The 14462-nt window shown below is 73.1% G+C and carries 13 protein-coding genes; 12 read left to right on the top strand and 1 reads right to left on the bottom strand.

Annotation, left to right across the window (positions count from 1 at the left end; all coding sequences use genetic code 11):
• Positions 1-40: 40 nt before the first annotated feature.
• Positions 41-1075, bottom strand: a complete 1035-nt coding sequence (locus tag BEP24_RS07035) for a LacI family DNA-binding transcriptional regulator (protein ID WP_065961764.1) — start codon at positions 1073-1075, stop codon at positions 41-43.
• Between the two features lie 252 nt (positions 1076-1327).
• On the opposite strand from BEP24_RS07035, the gene BEP24_RS07040 reads away from it, so the two are divergent.
• From BEP24_RS07040 to BEP24_RS07095, 12 genes are all read left to right on the top strand, one after another.
• Positions 1328-2680 carry an extracellular solute-binding protein gene (locus BEP24_RS07040; RefSeq protein WP_083230168.1) on the top strand — a complete coding sequence of 451 codons (1353 nt, stop codon included), beginning with the start codon at positions 1328-1330 and terminating at the stop codon, positions 2678-2680.
• Positions 2680-3702 carry a sugar ABC transporter permease gene (locus tag BEP24_RS07045; protein WP_065961767.1) on the top strand — a complete coding sequence of 341 codons (1023 nt, stop codon included), beginning with the start codon at positions 2680-2682 and terminating at the stop codon, positions 3700-3702. Before BEP24_RS07040 ends, BEP24_RS07045 begins: the two co-directional genes overlap by 1 nt.
• A complete protein-coding gene (locus BEP24_RS07050; RefSeq protein WP_083230169.1) occupies positions 3699-4661 on the top strand; it encodes a carbohydrate ABC transporter permease in 963 nt (320 codons plus the stop codon). The genes BEP24_RS07045 and BEP24_RS07050 overlap by 4 nt, the downstream gene beginning before the upstream one ends.
• Positions 4662-4765: 104 nt before the next feature.
• A complete protein-coding gene (locus BEP24_RS07055; protein WP_065961769.1) occupies positions 4766-5602 on the top strand; it encodes a sugar phosphate isomerase/epimerase family protein in 837 nt (278 codons plus the stop codon).
• On the top strand, positions 5599-6789 hold the full coding sequence (locus BEP24_RS07060; RefSeq protein ID WP_065961770.1) for a Gfo/Idh/MocA family oxidoreductase: 1191 nt from the start codon (positions 5599-5601) through the stop codon (positions 6787-6789). Before BEP24_RS07055 ends, BEP24_RS07060 begins: the two co-directional genes overlap by 4 nt.
• Positions 6786-7673, top strand: coding sequence for a sugar phosphate isomerase/epimerase family protein (locus tag BEP24_RS07065; protein ID WP_065961774.1), 888 nt, complete (start codon positions 6786-6788; stop codon positions 7671-7673). The genes BEP24_RS07060 and BEP24_RS07065 overlap by 4 nt, the downstream gene beginning before the upstream one ends.
• Positions 7670-8968: a mannitol dehydrogenase family protein gene (locus BEP24_RS07070; protein WP_065961775.1), complete on the top strand. Its 1299-nt coding sequence runs from the start codon at positions 7670-7672 to the stop codon at positions 8966-8968. The genes BEP24_RS07065 and BEP24_RS07070 overlap by 4 nt, the downstream gene beginning before the upstream one ends.
• Positions 8965-10329, top strand: a complete 1365-nt coding sequence (gene manD / locus BEP24_RS07075) for a D-mannonate dehydratase ManD (protein ID WP_253181620.1) — start codon at positions 8965-8967, stop codon at positions 10327-10329. The genes BEP24_RS07070 and manD overlap by 4 nt, the downstream gene beginning before the upstream one ends.
• A 31-nt stretch (positions 10330-10360) precedes the next feature.
• Positions 10361-11293, top strand: a complete 933-nt coding sequence (locus tag BEP24_RS07080) for a hypothetical protein (RefSeq protein WP_065961777.1) — start codon at positions 10361-10363, stop codon at positions 11291-11293.
• 281 nt (positions 11294-11574) lie between these two features.
• Positions 11575-12207, top strand: a complete 633-nt coding sequence (locus tag BEP24_RS07085) for a 50S ribosomal protein L25/general stress protein Ctc (RefSeq protein WP_065961779.1) — start codon at positions 11575-11577, stop codon at positions 12205-12207.
• 31 nt (positions 12208-12238) lie between these two features.
• Positions 12239-12823: an aminoacyl-tRNA hydrolase gene (gene pth / locus BEP24_RS07090; RefSeq protein WP_065961781.1), complete on the top strand. Its 585-nt coding sequence runs from the start codon at positions 12239-12241 to the stop codon at positions 12821-12823.
• A 373-nt stretch (positions 12824-13196) separates the two neighbouring features.
• A complete protein-coding gene (locus tag BEP24_RS07095; RefSeq protein WP_065961782.1) occupies positions 13197-14420 on the top strand; it encodes a hypothetical protein in 1224 nt (407 codons plus the stop codon).
• The last annotated feature ends 42 nt before the right edge of the window (positions 14421-14462 follow it).

A 14462-nucleotide genomic window follows, 5' to 3' on the forward strand; every position in this document is an offset into this window, starting at 1 on the left:
GGCGAGGCGAGCGGACGGGACGGGGCGGTCGGGGGACCGGTCAGGGTCCGCCACCCGGTGCGGGGCCGGTCGACTCCCGCACGGTCAGGTGGGTCGGGAGCGCGACGGCCGAGGCCGTGTGCTCGTCGCCCGCGCCGTCCGCCGGGGGCGCCCCGAGTCGACCGAGCAGCATCCGGATCGCGACCTGCCCGGCCCGCTCGATGGGTGACGTCATCGTCGTGAGGGGCGGGTTGCAGAAGTCCGCTCCGAAGATGTCGTCGCAGCCGACCACGGACACGTCCTCGGGTACGCGGACGCCGCGTTCCCGGAACCGTCCGAGCATGCCGATCGCGATGAGGTCGTTGAAGGCGATGCACGCGGTCGCCCCGGCGTGCACCGCGGCGTCGGCGGCTGCTGCGCCCGAGTCGACGAACGGTGCGTGCGGGCCGATGCGGGCGACCCGCACACCCAGACGCCTCCCGACCCGCACGAGTGCCCGCCACCGACGTTCGTTCGACCACGAGCTGTCCGGTCCGGCGACGTAGAGGACGTCCCGGTGGCCGAGGGAGACGAGGTGCTGCACGGCCTGCTCGACCCCGCCAGGCGTGTCGATGAGCACCGACGGGACGCCTGCGGGCCGGCGGTTCACGACCACGAGCGGGGTCCGTTCGGCGAACCGTGCGATCTGCGCGTCGGACAGTCGGGAGGCGGTGAGCACCGCGCCGTCCGCCTTGGTCGCGATCGCGCCGAGGGCGGCGAGCTCGGCCTCGGCGGACTCCTCGGTGTCGACGAGCAGCTGCGTCCACCCGGCGGCGGCCAGCTGGTGCTGCGTGCCGCGGATGACGTCGAAGTAGAACGGGTTCGTGATGTCGGACACGAGCACCGCGACCGCCCGGGTGCGTCCCGACGTCAGGGCGCGCGCCTGCTGGTTCGGCACGTAGCCGAGTGACCGCGCTGCCTCCTGGATGCGCTGCTGCGTGACCCGGTTCACGCGGTCCGGCAGTGCGAGCGCCCGCGAGACGGTCGAGGGGGCGACGCCGGTCGCGTCGGCGATGTCCCGGATGGTCACCCGCCGGGTGGTGTCGGTCTCGCGCACCGCTCCTCCGTCCTGCCTCGCACCGTCGCGAGGTCCTGCCTCGCACCGTCGCGAGAGCGGATCCGCACCGTCGCGACGACGGGTCGGCACCGCCGCCTCGTCGCGCCGGTGGACCGACGGTAGGACGGGCTGGCAACAACTGGCAACCGGTTGCCGGTTGTTGCCAGCGGCGGGACAGTGGTGCGCAACCGGCAGCGCCGCCGGGGACCGGGCAGCGCCGCCCGGTGGAGGTCTCGAGGAGGAAACCCCCGCATGAGCACAGGAAGACGCAGGACCCGCGCACTCGTCGGTGCCGCCGTCGTCGCGGTCGCCGCCCTCACGCTCCAGGGCTGCGCGGTCGTGGACGGCAGCGGTGACGACCCGGACACCCTCCGTGTGATGATGGCCGCGGACACGACCTACCCGAAGGAACGCAAGCAGTGGCAGCAGGAGACGGCTGCCGAGTTCAAGCGCACCACGGGCGCGGACATCCAGTGGGAGACGTACTCCTCGCCCCAGGAGGAGCTGACCGCCATCCAGACGAGCGTCATCTCCGGGCAGGGGCCGGACGTCTACGCGATCGGGACGACGTTCACCCCCACCGCCTACGCCACCGGGGCCTTCGTCGAGATGGGCAGCGACCAGTGGCGCGCCGTCGGCGGGAAGGACCAGTTCGACGCCGCGTCGCTCGGCATCTCCGGGCCGAGCGCGTCGAAGCAGATCGGGATCCCGTTCGCCAGCCGCCCGTTCGTGATGGCGGTGAACACGGAACTCCTCGCACAGGCCGGGATCACCGAGCTGCCGACGACCTGGGACGCGCTCACCGCGGACGCGGAGGCGACGACGCGTGACGGCCACTTCGGGATGGCGGTCGCCTACGCCGACGGCTTCGACCCGTGGAAGTTCGTCTGGGGCATGGCCGAGAACGCCGGCAACACCATCGTCGACGGCTCGAAGGCCGAGATCTCCGCCGACGCCGTCGAGAACGCCTACCGCACCTACTTCGACTGGGTGACCAAGGACGGCGTCGTCGACCCGGCGGCGATCGGGTGGAACAACGCCCAGGCGCTCGCACAGTTCGCCGACGGCAAGGCCGCGTTCTTCCCGATGACGACGACGACCTCGCTCAACACGCTGAAGGGGTCGGCGGTCGACGGGAAGTACCAGTACGCGCTGCTGCCGACCGTGCCCCCGGGGGCGACCGAGCGTCCCGCCGACGGCATCGAGGCGGCGAGCATCCTGTCCGGCGACAACCTCGTCGTCGCCGACTACGGCACCAAGCAGGACCTGTCGTTCGACTTCGTGCAGCAGGTCTCGTCGCCCGCGGCCCAGGAGCGCTACTTCGAGCTCTTCGGGCAGCTACCGACGAACACCGAGGCCGCGCAGACGATCGCGCGGGAGAACCCGGACCTCGCCCCGATCGTCCAGGCCGGCAAGCTCTCGAAGCCGACCGCCTTCACCGGTGCGTGGTCCGACATCCAGCTCTCGCTCGTCGACGTCGTCGTGCAGTCCATCCCCTCGCTGAAGAGCGGCGAGGTGACGGACGACCAGCTCCGGAAGCGGCTCGCCGCCGCCCAACGGGACGCCCAGGCGACCCTGGACCGACAGAAGAACGGAGGCCTGTGATGACGCAGGTCCAGACCCGGGCACCACGCGACGCCGAGCGCCCGCCGCGCGAGGTCCGTCCGCACGGCCGCACACCGCTGTACCGGCGCGAACGTCCGCTGTGGATGCTCCTGCCCGGTGGCGTGCTCATGCTCGTCGTCATCGTCGTGCCGCTCCTGGTGGGCGTGTACATCGCGATGCTCGACCTCGACCAGTACACGCTCCGCCAGTGGTTCAGCGCCCCGTTCGTCGGACTCGCCAACTTCGTCGAGGCGTTCACCGACTCACCGCTCCTGCACTCGGTGTGGATCTCGGTGTCGCTGTCGGTGCTCGTCACCGCCGCGACCGTGCCGATCGGTGTCGCCGCGGCGATCTCGACGCAGAACCGGTTCCCCGGGCGCGGACTCGTCCGCTCGGTCTACCTCATCCCGTACGTGCTCCCGGCCTTCGTCGTCGGCACGTTCTTCCGGACGATGCTCCAGCCGCAGGGCGTGGTGAACACGGTGTTCGGCACGGACGTCCTCTGGCTGAACGGCTCGGCGTCGTACTGGGCGCTCGCCGGCGTCATGGTCTGGACGAGCTGGCCGTTCGTCTACCTGCTCTCGCTCGCCGGGCTGCAGGCCGTCGACGGCGAGGTGCACGAGGCCGCGGCACTCGACGGCGTCACCTGGTGGGCGAAGCTCCGGTACATCGTCTTCCCGTACCTCCGTGGCCCGCTGAGCCTCGCGGTGATCATCTCGATCCTGCACAACATCAACAACTTCACGCTGCCGTTCGTCCTGTTCGGCATCCCACTGCCCTCGAGCGTCGAGGTCATGCCCGTCCTGACGTACATCGCGAGCTTCCAGTCGTTCCGCTTCGGGCTGTCCGCGGCGATGGCGATCTGCTCGCTCGTGATCGTCGCGATCCCGCTGTTCGTGTACCTGCGGGCCGTCAAGCTCGACACCGGCGACGACGCCGGACCCACCCGGAAGCAGCGCCGCGCCGACCTCGCGACGCTCGCCGCCCCCGTGGCGGCCGACATCGAGGGAGCCCGCGCATGAGCGCCCACGGCACGCCGTTCGCCGGGACCACCCGGACCCCTCCGACCGCGACGCTCACCGAGAGCATCACCGCGCCGGGACGACGACCCGGCAGACGCCCGTACGACACCGACGTCACCCGGCTCCTGCCGCGGTGGCTGCTCGTCCTCGTGATCGCGGTGATCACCGCCTTCATCGCGGCCCCGGTGCTCTACATCCTGTTCGGCTCGGTCAACTCCGACGTCGCGGTCGCCCGGGGCGAGTACTTCCCGTCCGAGTTCACGCTCGCGAACTACGTCGCGATCTGGGACACCGTCGCCCTCGGCCAGGGGCTGGTGAACTCGCTCCTCACCGCCGGGGCCGTCGCGGTCGCGAGCGCCACGCTCGCCGTGTCCACCGCCTACGTCCTCGTCCGGTTCCGCTTCCTCGGCCGCCTCACGATGCTGCGGGGGCTCCTCGCCCTGCAGTCCGTCCCCGGGACGCTCCTGCTCCTGCCGGTCTTCGTGGTGTTCGCGAACATCGCGAGTGCGACGGGCGTGCAGGTGATCGGTACCCGGTGGGGCCTCTTCGTCACCTACCTGACCTTCGCCCTGCCGTTCTCCACGTGGGTCATGGTCACGTACCTGCGCGGTCTGCCGAAGGAACTCGAGGAGGCCGCACGCATCGACGGCGCCTCGAGCGGGCGCATCCTGCGGAGCATCGTCCTGCCGCTGTCCTGGCCCGGCATCGTCGTCTCGGCGATCTTCGCCTTCCTGCTGGGCTGGAACGACGTGCTGTTCAGCACGATCATGACGACCCCGAACACCCGCACCGTCGCGGTCGTCCTGCAGGTGCTCGGCACCGCCCAGGAGGGCGGCGCCGTCCCGATCTACGGCCAGATGATGGCCGCCTCGATCGTGTGCGCCGTCCCGGTGGTCGCGCTCTACCTGGTCTTCCAGCGCTACCTGGTCGGCGGCCTCACGGCCGGCTCCGTCAAGTAGGCCGCTGTGCACAGCGTGCACTCCTCCACGGACAGCCTGGAGGCGCGGTGCGGGCCCGCCCCGCGCCTCCAGGCTGGTACCCCGGTCACCACGAAGGGAACGTCATGACCCAGCCCAGTTGGGAACTCTCCGGTTTCGGCGACGAGATCGACGCCGATCCGGCGGTCCAGGTCGCCGTGCTGCAGGCGCTCGGTGCCTCCGCGATCGAGGTGCGGAGCGCCTGGGGGGTGAACGTCGTCGACCTCGACGACGACCAGCTCGCCGGCCTGCACCGTGTCCTCCGGGATCGCGGCCAGACCGTGTCCGCGATCGCGTCGCCGATCGGCAAGGTGCCCGTCGACGAGCCCGTCGAGCACGAGGTGGGGCGGCTCGGCCGGGCGATCGCCGCGGCGCGCGCGCTCGGCACCACGAACATCCGGATCTTCTCGTTCTTCTCCCCGGGCCGCGCGCCGGAGGACGTCCGCGACGACGTCCTCGTCCGGATGCGGGCGCTCGCCGACCGCGCGGAGCGCGCGGGGGTCACCCTGCTGCACGAGAACGAGAAGGACATCTACGGCGACGTCCCCGGCCGCGTGCTCGACATCGTCGAGAGCGTCGGGTCGCCCGCGCTCCGACTCGCCTGGGACAACGCGAACTACGTCCAGTGCGGGGTCCGCCCGTTCACCGACGGATGGGCGCAGCTCGCCCCGTACGTCGACTACCTGCAGGTCAAGGACGCCCTCGCGGCGGACTCGTCCGTCGTCCCCGCGGGCGAGGGCGACGGCGAACTGCTCGACACCCTCACCGCGCTGCGTGACGCCGGGTACTCCGGGTACGCCTCGCTCGAACCGCACCTCAGCGACTTCACCCATCTCGGCGGGTTCTCCGGCCCCGCGGCCTTCGGTCGCGCCGGTCGTGCCTTCCGCGCCCTCACCGACCAGATCGGAGTCACCCTGCGATGACCTCACCACTCAAGTTGGCAGTCGTCGGCGCCGGCGTCATCGGCCGCCACCACGCCCGCGTCGCCGTCCAGCACCCCGACCTGCAGGTCGTCGCGCTCGTCGACGCCGTCCCTGCGGCGGCCACGAGCGCCGCCGACGAACTCCAGGCCCTCGGCGTGCCCCGCCCCGTCACGACCGCGACCATCGAGCAGGCCATCGCCGCGACCGACATCGACGTCGTCGCGATCTGCTCGCCGTCCGGCATGCACGTGCAGCTGGCCGAGGCAGCGCTCGCCGCGGGCAAGCACGTCGTCATCGAGAAGCCCCTCGACACGACGATGCCGCGGGCACGCGAGATCGCCCGGCTGGCAGCCGAGGCCCGCACGCGCGGGCTCGTCACGAGCGTCATCAGCCAGCACCGGTTCGACCCGGCATCGGTCGCCGTCGCCGGGGCGGCGCACAGCGGCGCCTTCGGGACCGTGACCTCCGGCGTCGCGAGCGTCGCGTGGTACCGGTCGCAGGGCTACTACGACTCGGGTGACTGGCGCGGCACCTGGGCGCTCGACGGCGGCGGCGCGGTCATGAACCAGGGCGTCCACACGGTCGACCTGCTCGTCTGGGCGCTCGGTCGTCCGGAGGAGATCTCCGCCCAGGTCGGGCTCCTCGCGCACGACCGGATCGAGGTCGAGGACACCGCGGTCGCGACCGTCCGGTTCCGAGGTGGTGCGCTCGGCGTCATCCACTGCACGACCGCCGCCTACCCCGGCCTCTCGGCGCGCTACGCCGTGTACGGCACGCACGGTTCCGCGATCGTCGACGACGACCGGCTCGCGTACTTCCACGTCGCCCCGGACACAGCCACCCTCGAGTCGGCGTCGACCACCGCGAACACCACGGCGGTCGCGGACGCCGCCGACCAGAAGGACGCCGTCGTCCCGCCCGAGCACGTCGTCGGCGGACCGGGCGAACCGGACCACTTCGCCGCCGGGCACGCACGCCAGTACACCGACGTCGTGGCGGCGATCCGCGAGGGCCGCGATCCGGGCGTCACCGTCGACGCCGCACTCGTCTCGCTCGCGACCGTCCGCGGGCTCTACGTCAGCGCGACGCTCGGGCAGCCCGTGCGCATCGACGACGTCATCCACGGGAAGTACGACGACGTCGTCCCGACCGTCCCGGTCACCACCCGCGAAGGAGCAACCCGATGAAGTTCTCCGTGTTCACCGCCTCCACCCCCGACTGGACGCCGTCGCAGGCTGCCGAGACCCTCGCCGGGCAGGGCTGGGACGGCATCGAGTGGCGCGTCGTCGACGACCGTCCGGCCGACGGGCAGCCGGTGCCGGCGGACCGTGCGTTCTGGGTCGGCAACCGGTCGACCTGGCAGTTCACCGGCATCGTCGACCAGGTCGGCGAGATCGCGCGCACCACCGACGCCGCCGGGCTCGGGTACTCGGGCATCGGCGGCTACCAGCCGGTCGCCGACCACGAGGGCGTCGAGACGATGCTCCGCGTGACGGCCGAGCTCGGTGCCCGCCAGGTCCGGGTCACCATGCCGATGTACCGGCGTGAGCGCGAGCGGACGGGCGCGACCTACGGGCAACTGTTCGACCGCACGCGGGCCGACCTCGAGTGGGCGGCGGGTCGCGCAGCGGACCTCGGGGTGAAGGCCCTCGTCGAGCTGCACCACACGACGATCACCCCCTCGGCCTCCGCGGCCCTGCGGCTCCTCGACGGCCTCGATCCCGCGCACGTCGGCGTCGTCCACGACCTCGGCAACCTCGTCATCGAGGGGCAGGAGGACCACCTGGCGGCCTTCGAGCTCCTCGGTCCGTACCTCGCCCACGCCCACGTCAAGAACGCCCGGTGGGTGGACACCGGCGACACCCGTGCCGACGGCAGTCGCGTCTGGCAACACGAGTGGGCACCGCTGCGCGACGGCCAGGCGTCGGTGGGGGAGTACCTCGACGCCCTCCGCCAGGTGGGTTACGACGGCTGGGTCACGGTCGAGGACTTCTCCACCGCCCTGCCGCTCGCCGAGCGCACCGCGGACAACCTCGCGTACCTCCGGTCCCTGGTCCCGGTGACGGCGTGACCACCCGACGGCCGGGCATCGTGCACCTCGGCGTGGGTGCCTTCGCCCGCGCGCACCTCGCCTGGTACACGCAGCGGGCGGCGGGCGTGCCGTGGGGCATCACCGCGTTCACCGGACGTTCGGCGCACGCGGCCGAGGCGCTCGCCGCGCAGGACTGCCGGTACACGCTCGTCACCCGGGCCGCGGCCGGGGACACCGCCGAGGTCGTCGACGCGATCGTCGCCGCGCACCCCGGCAGCGACGACGAGGCCTGGAGGCGCGCGGTCGCGTCCGCCGACACGAGCATCGTGACGCTGACGGTCACCGAGGCCGGCTACCGCGCGGACTCCGACGTCCCGGCCCGCCTGGTCGACGGGCTCGCGGCGCGACGGGACGCCGGCGGTGGGCGGATCGCGCTCGTCAGCCTCGACAACCTGACGCACAACGGCGAGGTGCTCCGGCGGGCGGTGGCATCGGCTGTCGACGACGCGGCGCTGCGCACCTGGGTCGACGAGCACGTGGCGTTCCCGTCGTCGATGGTCGACCGGATCACCCCGGCGACGACCGACGCGGACGTCGCGGGCCTCGCCGACCTGCCGGGGGCGCTGCCCGGCGACCGGGTGCCCGTGGTCACCGAGCCGTTCGCCGAGTGGGTGCTCGAGGACGCCTTCACCGGGGTCGACCGACCGGCGTGGGAGACCGCCGGGGTCCGACTCGTCGGTGACGTCACGCCCTTCGAGCAGCGCAAGCTCTGGCTGCTCAACGGCGCGCACTCGGTGCTCGCGTACCTCGGGATGTTCCTCGGGCACGAGACGGTGGCCGAGGCGGTGGGCGATCCGCGCTGCCGTGCCGCCGTCGACCAGCTGTGGGACGAGGCCTCGGCGGAGCTCACGCTGCCGGCCGACGAGACCACCGCGGCCCGGGCAGCGCTCCTCGGACGGTTCGCGAACCCGCGCATCCGGCACACCCTCCGCCAGATCGCCGCCGGGGGTTCCGAGAAGCTGCCCGTCCGGGTCGTCGACGTCGTGCGCCGACGACGCGACCGCGACCCGGACGCGGGCATCGGCCCGGGTGCCGCGACCGCGATCGCCGCCTGGTGGCTGCACTGCACCGAGCAGCCCGCGCTCGTGACCGACCCCGGTGCGCCCGGGCCAGACTCGGACCTGCACGCCGTGCTCGCCGTGATCGCACCCGACCTCGACACCACGCCCGTGGTCGCCGCCGTGACGGCGGCCGCCGACCGCATCCGAGCCGCGGCGCACGACACCGGCAGCGCCGCCGGCAGCCCACGCACCGACGAAGGAGTCCACGCATGACCGACGCGAGCACGACCGGCACCACGAACCCCGCAGCACCGGTCCCCGGCGCGACCGACGGCGGTGCCGCGACCGACCCGACGGCCGGGCGGCCCGACACCTGGGCGTCGACCGACCGCGGGCAGCTCATCGACCGCGCCGAGGTCGTCGTCACGAGCCCCGACCGCAACTTCGTGACGCTGAAGATCACCACCGTCGACGGGGTCACCGGACTCGGCGACGCGACGCTGAACGGTCGCGAGCTCGCCGTGGCGGCGTACCTGGCCGAGCACGTCGTCCCCCTGCTCGTCGGGCGCGACGCCAGCCGGATCGAGGACGCCTGGCAGTTCCTGTACCGCTCGTCGTACTGGCGCCGCGGCCCGGTCACGATGGCCGCGATCGCCGCCGTCGACATGGCGCTCTGGGACGTCAAGGCCAAGGTCGCGGGGATGCCGCTGTACCAGCTGCTCGGCGGGGCGTCGCGGACCGGCCTCATGGCGTACGGGCACGCCTCGGGCAAGGAGCTCCCGGAGCTGTTCGACTCGATCCGGGAGCACCAGGCTGAGGGCTACCGGTCCATCCGCGTCCAGACCGGCGTCCCCGGGCTCGAGAGCATCTACGGCATCGCGTCGAACCGCACGACCGAGGGCAACGCGGGTGTCCGGTACGACTTCGAGCCGGCGCAGCGCGGGGCGTACCCGGCGATGGAGGACTGGGACACCCGCGCCTACCTCCGGCACGTGCCGACCGTGTTCGAGGCGGTCCGCAACGAGTTCGGCCCCGAACTGCCCCTGCTGCACGACGGTCACCACCGGATGACCCCGTTGCAGGCCGCGAAGCTCGGCAAGTCCCTCGAGCCCTACGACCTGTTCTGGCTCGAGGACTGCACTCCGGCCGAGAACCAGGAGGCACTCAAGCTCGTCCGGCAGCACACCACGACGCCGCTCGCGATCGGCGAGGTGTTCAACACGATCTGGGACTTCAAGGACGTCATCCGCGACCAGCTCATCGACTACGTCCGCGGTGCCGTGACGCACATGGGCGGGGTGACGCCGCTCCGCAAGACGATGGACTACGCGGCGTTGTACCAGGTGAAGTCCGGGTTCCACGGCCCGACCGACATCTCACCGGTGGGGCTCGCGGCGCAGATGCACCTCGGGCTCGCGATCCACAACTTCGGCATCCAGGAGTACATGCAGCACGGGCCGCGCACGAACCAGGTGTTCCGGCAGACGTCCACCTTCACCGACGGCTACCTGCACCCCGGCGACGAGCCCGGCCTGGGGGTGTCCCTCGACGTCGACGAGGCGGGGAAGTACCCCTACGAGCAGGCGTACCTGCCGTTCAACCGCCTGGCCGACGGCACCGTCCACGACTGGTAGCGCACCGTGGCACCCGGGGCATGCTGGGGCGATGGAGTTCGCGGACGTGGCGAGGGAACTGCTCCTCGTCGCGCCCGCCGACTTCGTCCGTGAGCGCACCGCCCGGCAGCGGGCCGTCCGCGCGGACGACCGTCCCCTCGCGACCCGGATCGGCGGGCTCCGGAAACCCGCACCCGCGGCCTGGGTCGTCGACCTGCTCGCGCACGACGGCGCGCTCGACGAGGCCGTGGGTCTCGGGCCGTCGATCCGGCAGGCCCAGGCGGACGCCGACCCGGACGCCATCCGGCAGCTCCGACGGCAGCGGTCCGTGGTCGTCGACGCCGTCGTGCGCGCCGGGGCCGACCGCGCGGCCGACGCCGGGCACCCGGTGACCTCGGCGGTCCTCGACCAGGTCCGCGCGACCGTCGAGGCCGCGATGGTCGACCCGCACGCCGGTGCCGCCGTCCGCTCGGGGCTGCTCGTCCGTGCCCTGGAGAGCGCCGGGTTCGATGCGGTCGACCTCGACGGTGCGCTCGCCGACCCCGACGCCGTGCCGGAGGCGTGGTCCGGCTCGGACGCGGAACCCATCCCGATCGAGAGCGCGCGCCGGTCCCGGCAAGCGGGTCGCGCCGCCACCACGACGCACCAGCAGCCGCAGCACCACCAGGACGAGCGCCGGCAACAGCACCACCAGCGCGAGCGCGAGCAGCAGGAGCACGAGCGGGCACAGCAGGAGCACGCCGCCCGCGAGGCGGAGGCCACCGCCCGTGCCGAGTCCCGCACCGCCGACGCCGCCCTCGACGCCGCGGAGTCCGACCTCGAGCGCGCGGAGGAACGCCGGGCCGACCTCGAACGCCGGCTCGCCGACGCGGCCGCCGCGGTCGAGCGCGCCGAGCGGGCCCGGGACGCCGCGGCCGAGGCGAGCGACCGCGCCCGCGACCTCCTGCGCGCCGCCCAGCACCACCGACGCGACGTCGGACGCTGACGGAGTACCACGCAGCACCAGCACCAGCACCAGCACCAGCACCAGCACCAGCACCAGCACCAGCACCAGCACCACCGCCCCCGCGGTACGACACGCCCGGGACGGTACTGGTAGAGTGGCGCACGACTTCGGCGAGGGTCGCGTTCGCGCGGCCGTGATCGACGCGGCGGATGCCCGGCAAGCTCTGGGAACGTTCCTCACGCGTGCACGCGTTCGAGTTGCAACACCACAGACCCCACGATGCCGGCACCCCGGTGTCGCCCACGAGACCAGGAGGCACCATGGCCGACTACACCACGCTCGCAGTCGAGATCCGCACCAAGTTCGGCAAGGGTGCGGCCCGCAAGCTCCGCGCCGCCGACAAGATCCCCGCCGTCATCTACGGCCACGGCACCGAGCCGCAGCACGTGTCGCTGCCGGGCCACGAGACGATGCTCCTCGTCCGCACCGCGAACGCGGTCGTGGACCTCGACATCGAGGGCACCTCGCAGCTCGCCCTCGTCAAGGACGTCCAGCGTGACCCGGTGCGCCAGATCATCGAGCACATCGACCTCGTCGTCGTGCGTCGTGGCGAGAAGGTCACGGTCGACGTGCCCGTCGTCGTGACCGGTGAGTCCTTCTCCGGCACCATCCACGTGCAGGACCTCTCCTCGGTCTCGCTCCTGGTCGAGGCGACCAACATCCCCGAGCACGTGACGGTCGACGTCGAGGGCCTCGAGGACGGCACGCAGGTCCTGGCGTCGCAGCTCGAGCTGCCCGCCGGCGCCGAGCTCGAGACCGACGGCGAGGCGCTCGTCGTCCAGATCGTCACCCCGCGTGGCACCGCCGACGACGACGCCGCCGACGAGGCAGCTGCCGAGGCCGGCGCCGAGGCGGGTGCCGAGGGCGGCTCCGCCCCGGTCGACTCCGAGTAAGCACACCCTCGCGGACGTCTGGCCGACGCTGATGGCAGTGGACACGCTCGTCGTGGTCGGGCTCGGGAACCCCGGGCCCGGCTACGCGGGCAACCGCCACAACGTCGGCCAGATGGTCCTCGACGAACTCGCCGCCCGCATGGGTGCGACGTTCAAGAAGCACAAGACGCCGAACCAGGTCGCCGAGGGGCGTCTGGTCCCCGGCGGCACCAGGATCGTCCTCGCGAAGCCGGGGTCGTTCATGAACACCTCCGGCGGACCCGTCTCGAGCGTCCTCGGGTTCTACAGCGCCACCCCCGCCGAGCTCGTGGTCGTGCACGACGAGCTCGACCTGCCGTTCGACACCGTCCGTCTCAAGGGCAGCGGCGGTCACGGCGGGCACAACGGCCTGCGCGACATCATCAAGGCGACCGGCACGAACGAGTTCTCCCGGGTGCGGATCGGCATCGGCCGTCCCCCGGGTCGACAGGACCCCGCAGACTACGTCCTCCGCGACTTCTCGCCGACCGAGAAGAAGACGCTGCCGAACCTCATCGCCGACGGCGCGGACGCGGTCGAGGCGATCGCGGAGCTCGGGCTCCTCGCCGCGCAGCAGCGCGTCCACGCCCCCTCCTGATCGGCGTCGGCGGACCGGGCTCCGCACGCGCGTCGGACCGGCCGGGAGGCGCACCCCGCGTCCGTCCCGCCGGCTGCGGTCCGGCAGCGGTGGCCGGTGCCGAGGCGCGCCCGGGGTCCGTCCCGCCGGCTGCGGTCCGGCGCTCCACCGGCACCGCAGGGCACACGGCACGGGTGCCCTGCTGACCGGAGGACGCGTCCGTGGTCCCCGAACGGGGGGACCACGTCGTCCCCCGCCCGTCAGTACGGTCTGCGGCGGAGGAGCGTCCTCCACGAGGGGGACCACCATGGGGCGAAGCGCCCGGACGCCGCGACACGTCGCGACCGGACGACCGACGACACCGGGCCGGAGCGGTCCGAGCGTCGGGCGGGCGGTGTCCCGCACCGTCCTGGCCGTCGGCGCAGCGGTGCTCGCGGTCGTCCTGGCCGGAGCGGGTGCCGCGCTGGCCGACGGGGCCGGTTCCTCGACGAGCGAGACGTGGACGCCGACGCGTGCGGACGTGTCCGCTCCGCCCGTCGCCTCGTCCTTCACGGCGCCGAACGACGTCCACGTCGACGCCGACGGGTCGGTGCTCGTCGCCGACCTCGCCGGGAACGGCGTGCTCCGACGGAGCACCACCGGGGTGTGGAGCGTCGTCGCCCCGTTCGGCACCGGACAACGGGACATGTGGAACCCGTCCGCCGTGACCACCACTCCGGACGGCCGGGTCCTGGTCGCCGAGGCGGGTCGCCCGGCCCTCGCGACGGTCGACCCGGGATCGGGGGCCGTGACGCGACAGGCCGCCCCGCCGGTGCAGGGTCAGGTCGCCGGACTCGCGGTGGACGGCACGACCGTGTTCGCCGCGGTGCCGGGCAGCGGACGCCTCTGGACGACGCAGCTCGGCTCCGACACCTGGACGACGGTCGCCGGCCCCTGGCAGGACCCGGCCGGCGTCGCACGCTCCGCCGACGGGACGGTCCTCACGGTCACCGATGCCGGGACGGACGACGTCTGGCGGCTCGACCGCGCGACGGGGGCGGTCGTGTCCCTCGGGTTCCCCCGGCACGCGGGCAGCGTGCTGCGGGGCGTGGCCGTCGACGGCGGCGACGTCTTCGTCGTGGACAACGGCGCGGGCCGGGTCTGGGCGCGGACGGGCGGTTCCTGGTCGGTGGCGTTCTCCACCGCGCCCGACGGGACGGCGCTGGTGAACCCCACGGGCGTGTCCGTCGGCGCGGACCGCTCCCTCGCGGTCGCGGACTACAACCGGCAGCGCATCGTCACGGCGACGTCCTCCGGGCGGCCGGTGCCGGTCCCGTCCGCAACGCCCAGCGCCGACCCGACGACCGCCCCGACCGCCGCGGCGTCGCCGGGCCCGTCGGCGACCCGCGCCGCCGATTCGACCGCCCCGGCGACCGCCCTGCCGACCGCAGCGAGCGGCACGACCGGCACCGTGCCTCCCGGCCGTGGCCCGGTGGCGTCGGGACCGGCCGACGGTCCGCACCACGCGCGCGACCTCGCCTGGACCGGCAGCGGGCCGGTCGTCCCCGTCCTCGTGCTCGCCGGGTCCCTCGTGCTGCTCGGGACGGCGGGGATCGTCGCCCGACGACGTCGGGCCTGACACCGGAGCAGCACGGGGCGGTGTGTTCGCCCGTCGCGCACG

Source organism: Curtobacterium sp. UCD-KPL2560 (genome assembly GCF_001705035.1).
Classification (GTDB): Bacteria; Actinomycetota; Actinomycetes; order Actinomycetales; family Microbacteriaceae; genus Curtobacterium.

Coding starts and splice junctions, on each gene's coding strand:
- BEP24_RS07040 (WP_083230168.1), top strand. CDS start 1,328: ATGAGCACAGGAAGACGCAGGACCCGCGCACTCGTCGGTGCCGCCGTC.
- BEP24_RS07045 (WP_065961767.1), top strand. CDS start 2,680: ATGACGCAGGTCCAGACCCGGGCACCACGCGACGCCGAGCGCCCGCCG.
- BEP24_RS07050 (WP_083230169.1), top strand. CDS start 3,699: ATGAGCGCCCACGGCACGCCGTTCGCCGGGACCACCCGGACCCCTCCG.
- BEP24_RS07055 (WP_065961769.1), top strand. CDS start 4,766: ATGACCCAGCCCAGTTGGGAACTCTCCGGTTTCGGCGACGAGATCGAC.
- BEP24_RS07060 (WP_065961770.1), top strand. CDS start 5,599: ATGACCTCACCACTCAAGTTGGCAGTCGTCGGCGCCGGCGTCATCGGC.
- BEP24_RS07065 (WP_065961774.1), top strand. CDS start 6,786: ATGAAGTTCTCCGTGTTCACCGCCTCCACCCCCGACTGGACGCCGTCG.
- manD (WP_253181620.1), top strand. CDS start 8,965: ATGACCGACGCGAGCACGACCGGCACCACGAACCCCGCAGCACCGGTC.
- BEP24_RS07080 (WP_065961777.1), top strand. CDS start 10,361: ATGGAGTTCGCGGACGTGGCGAGGGAACTGCTCCTCGTCGCGCCCGCC.
- BEP24_RS07085 (WP_065961779.1), top strand. CDS start 11,575: ATGGCCGACTACACCACGCTCGCAGTCGAGATCCGCACCAAGTTCGGC.
- pth (WP_065961781.1), top strand. CDS start 12,239: ATGGCAGTGGACACGCTCGTCGTGGTCGGGCTCGGGAACCCCGGGCCC.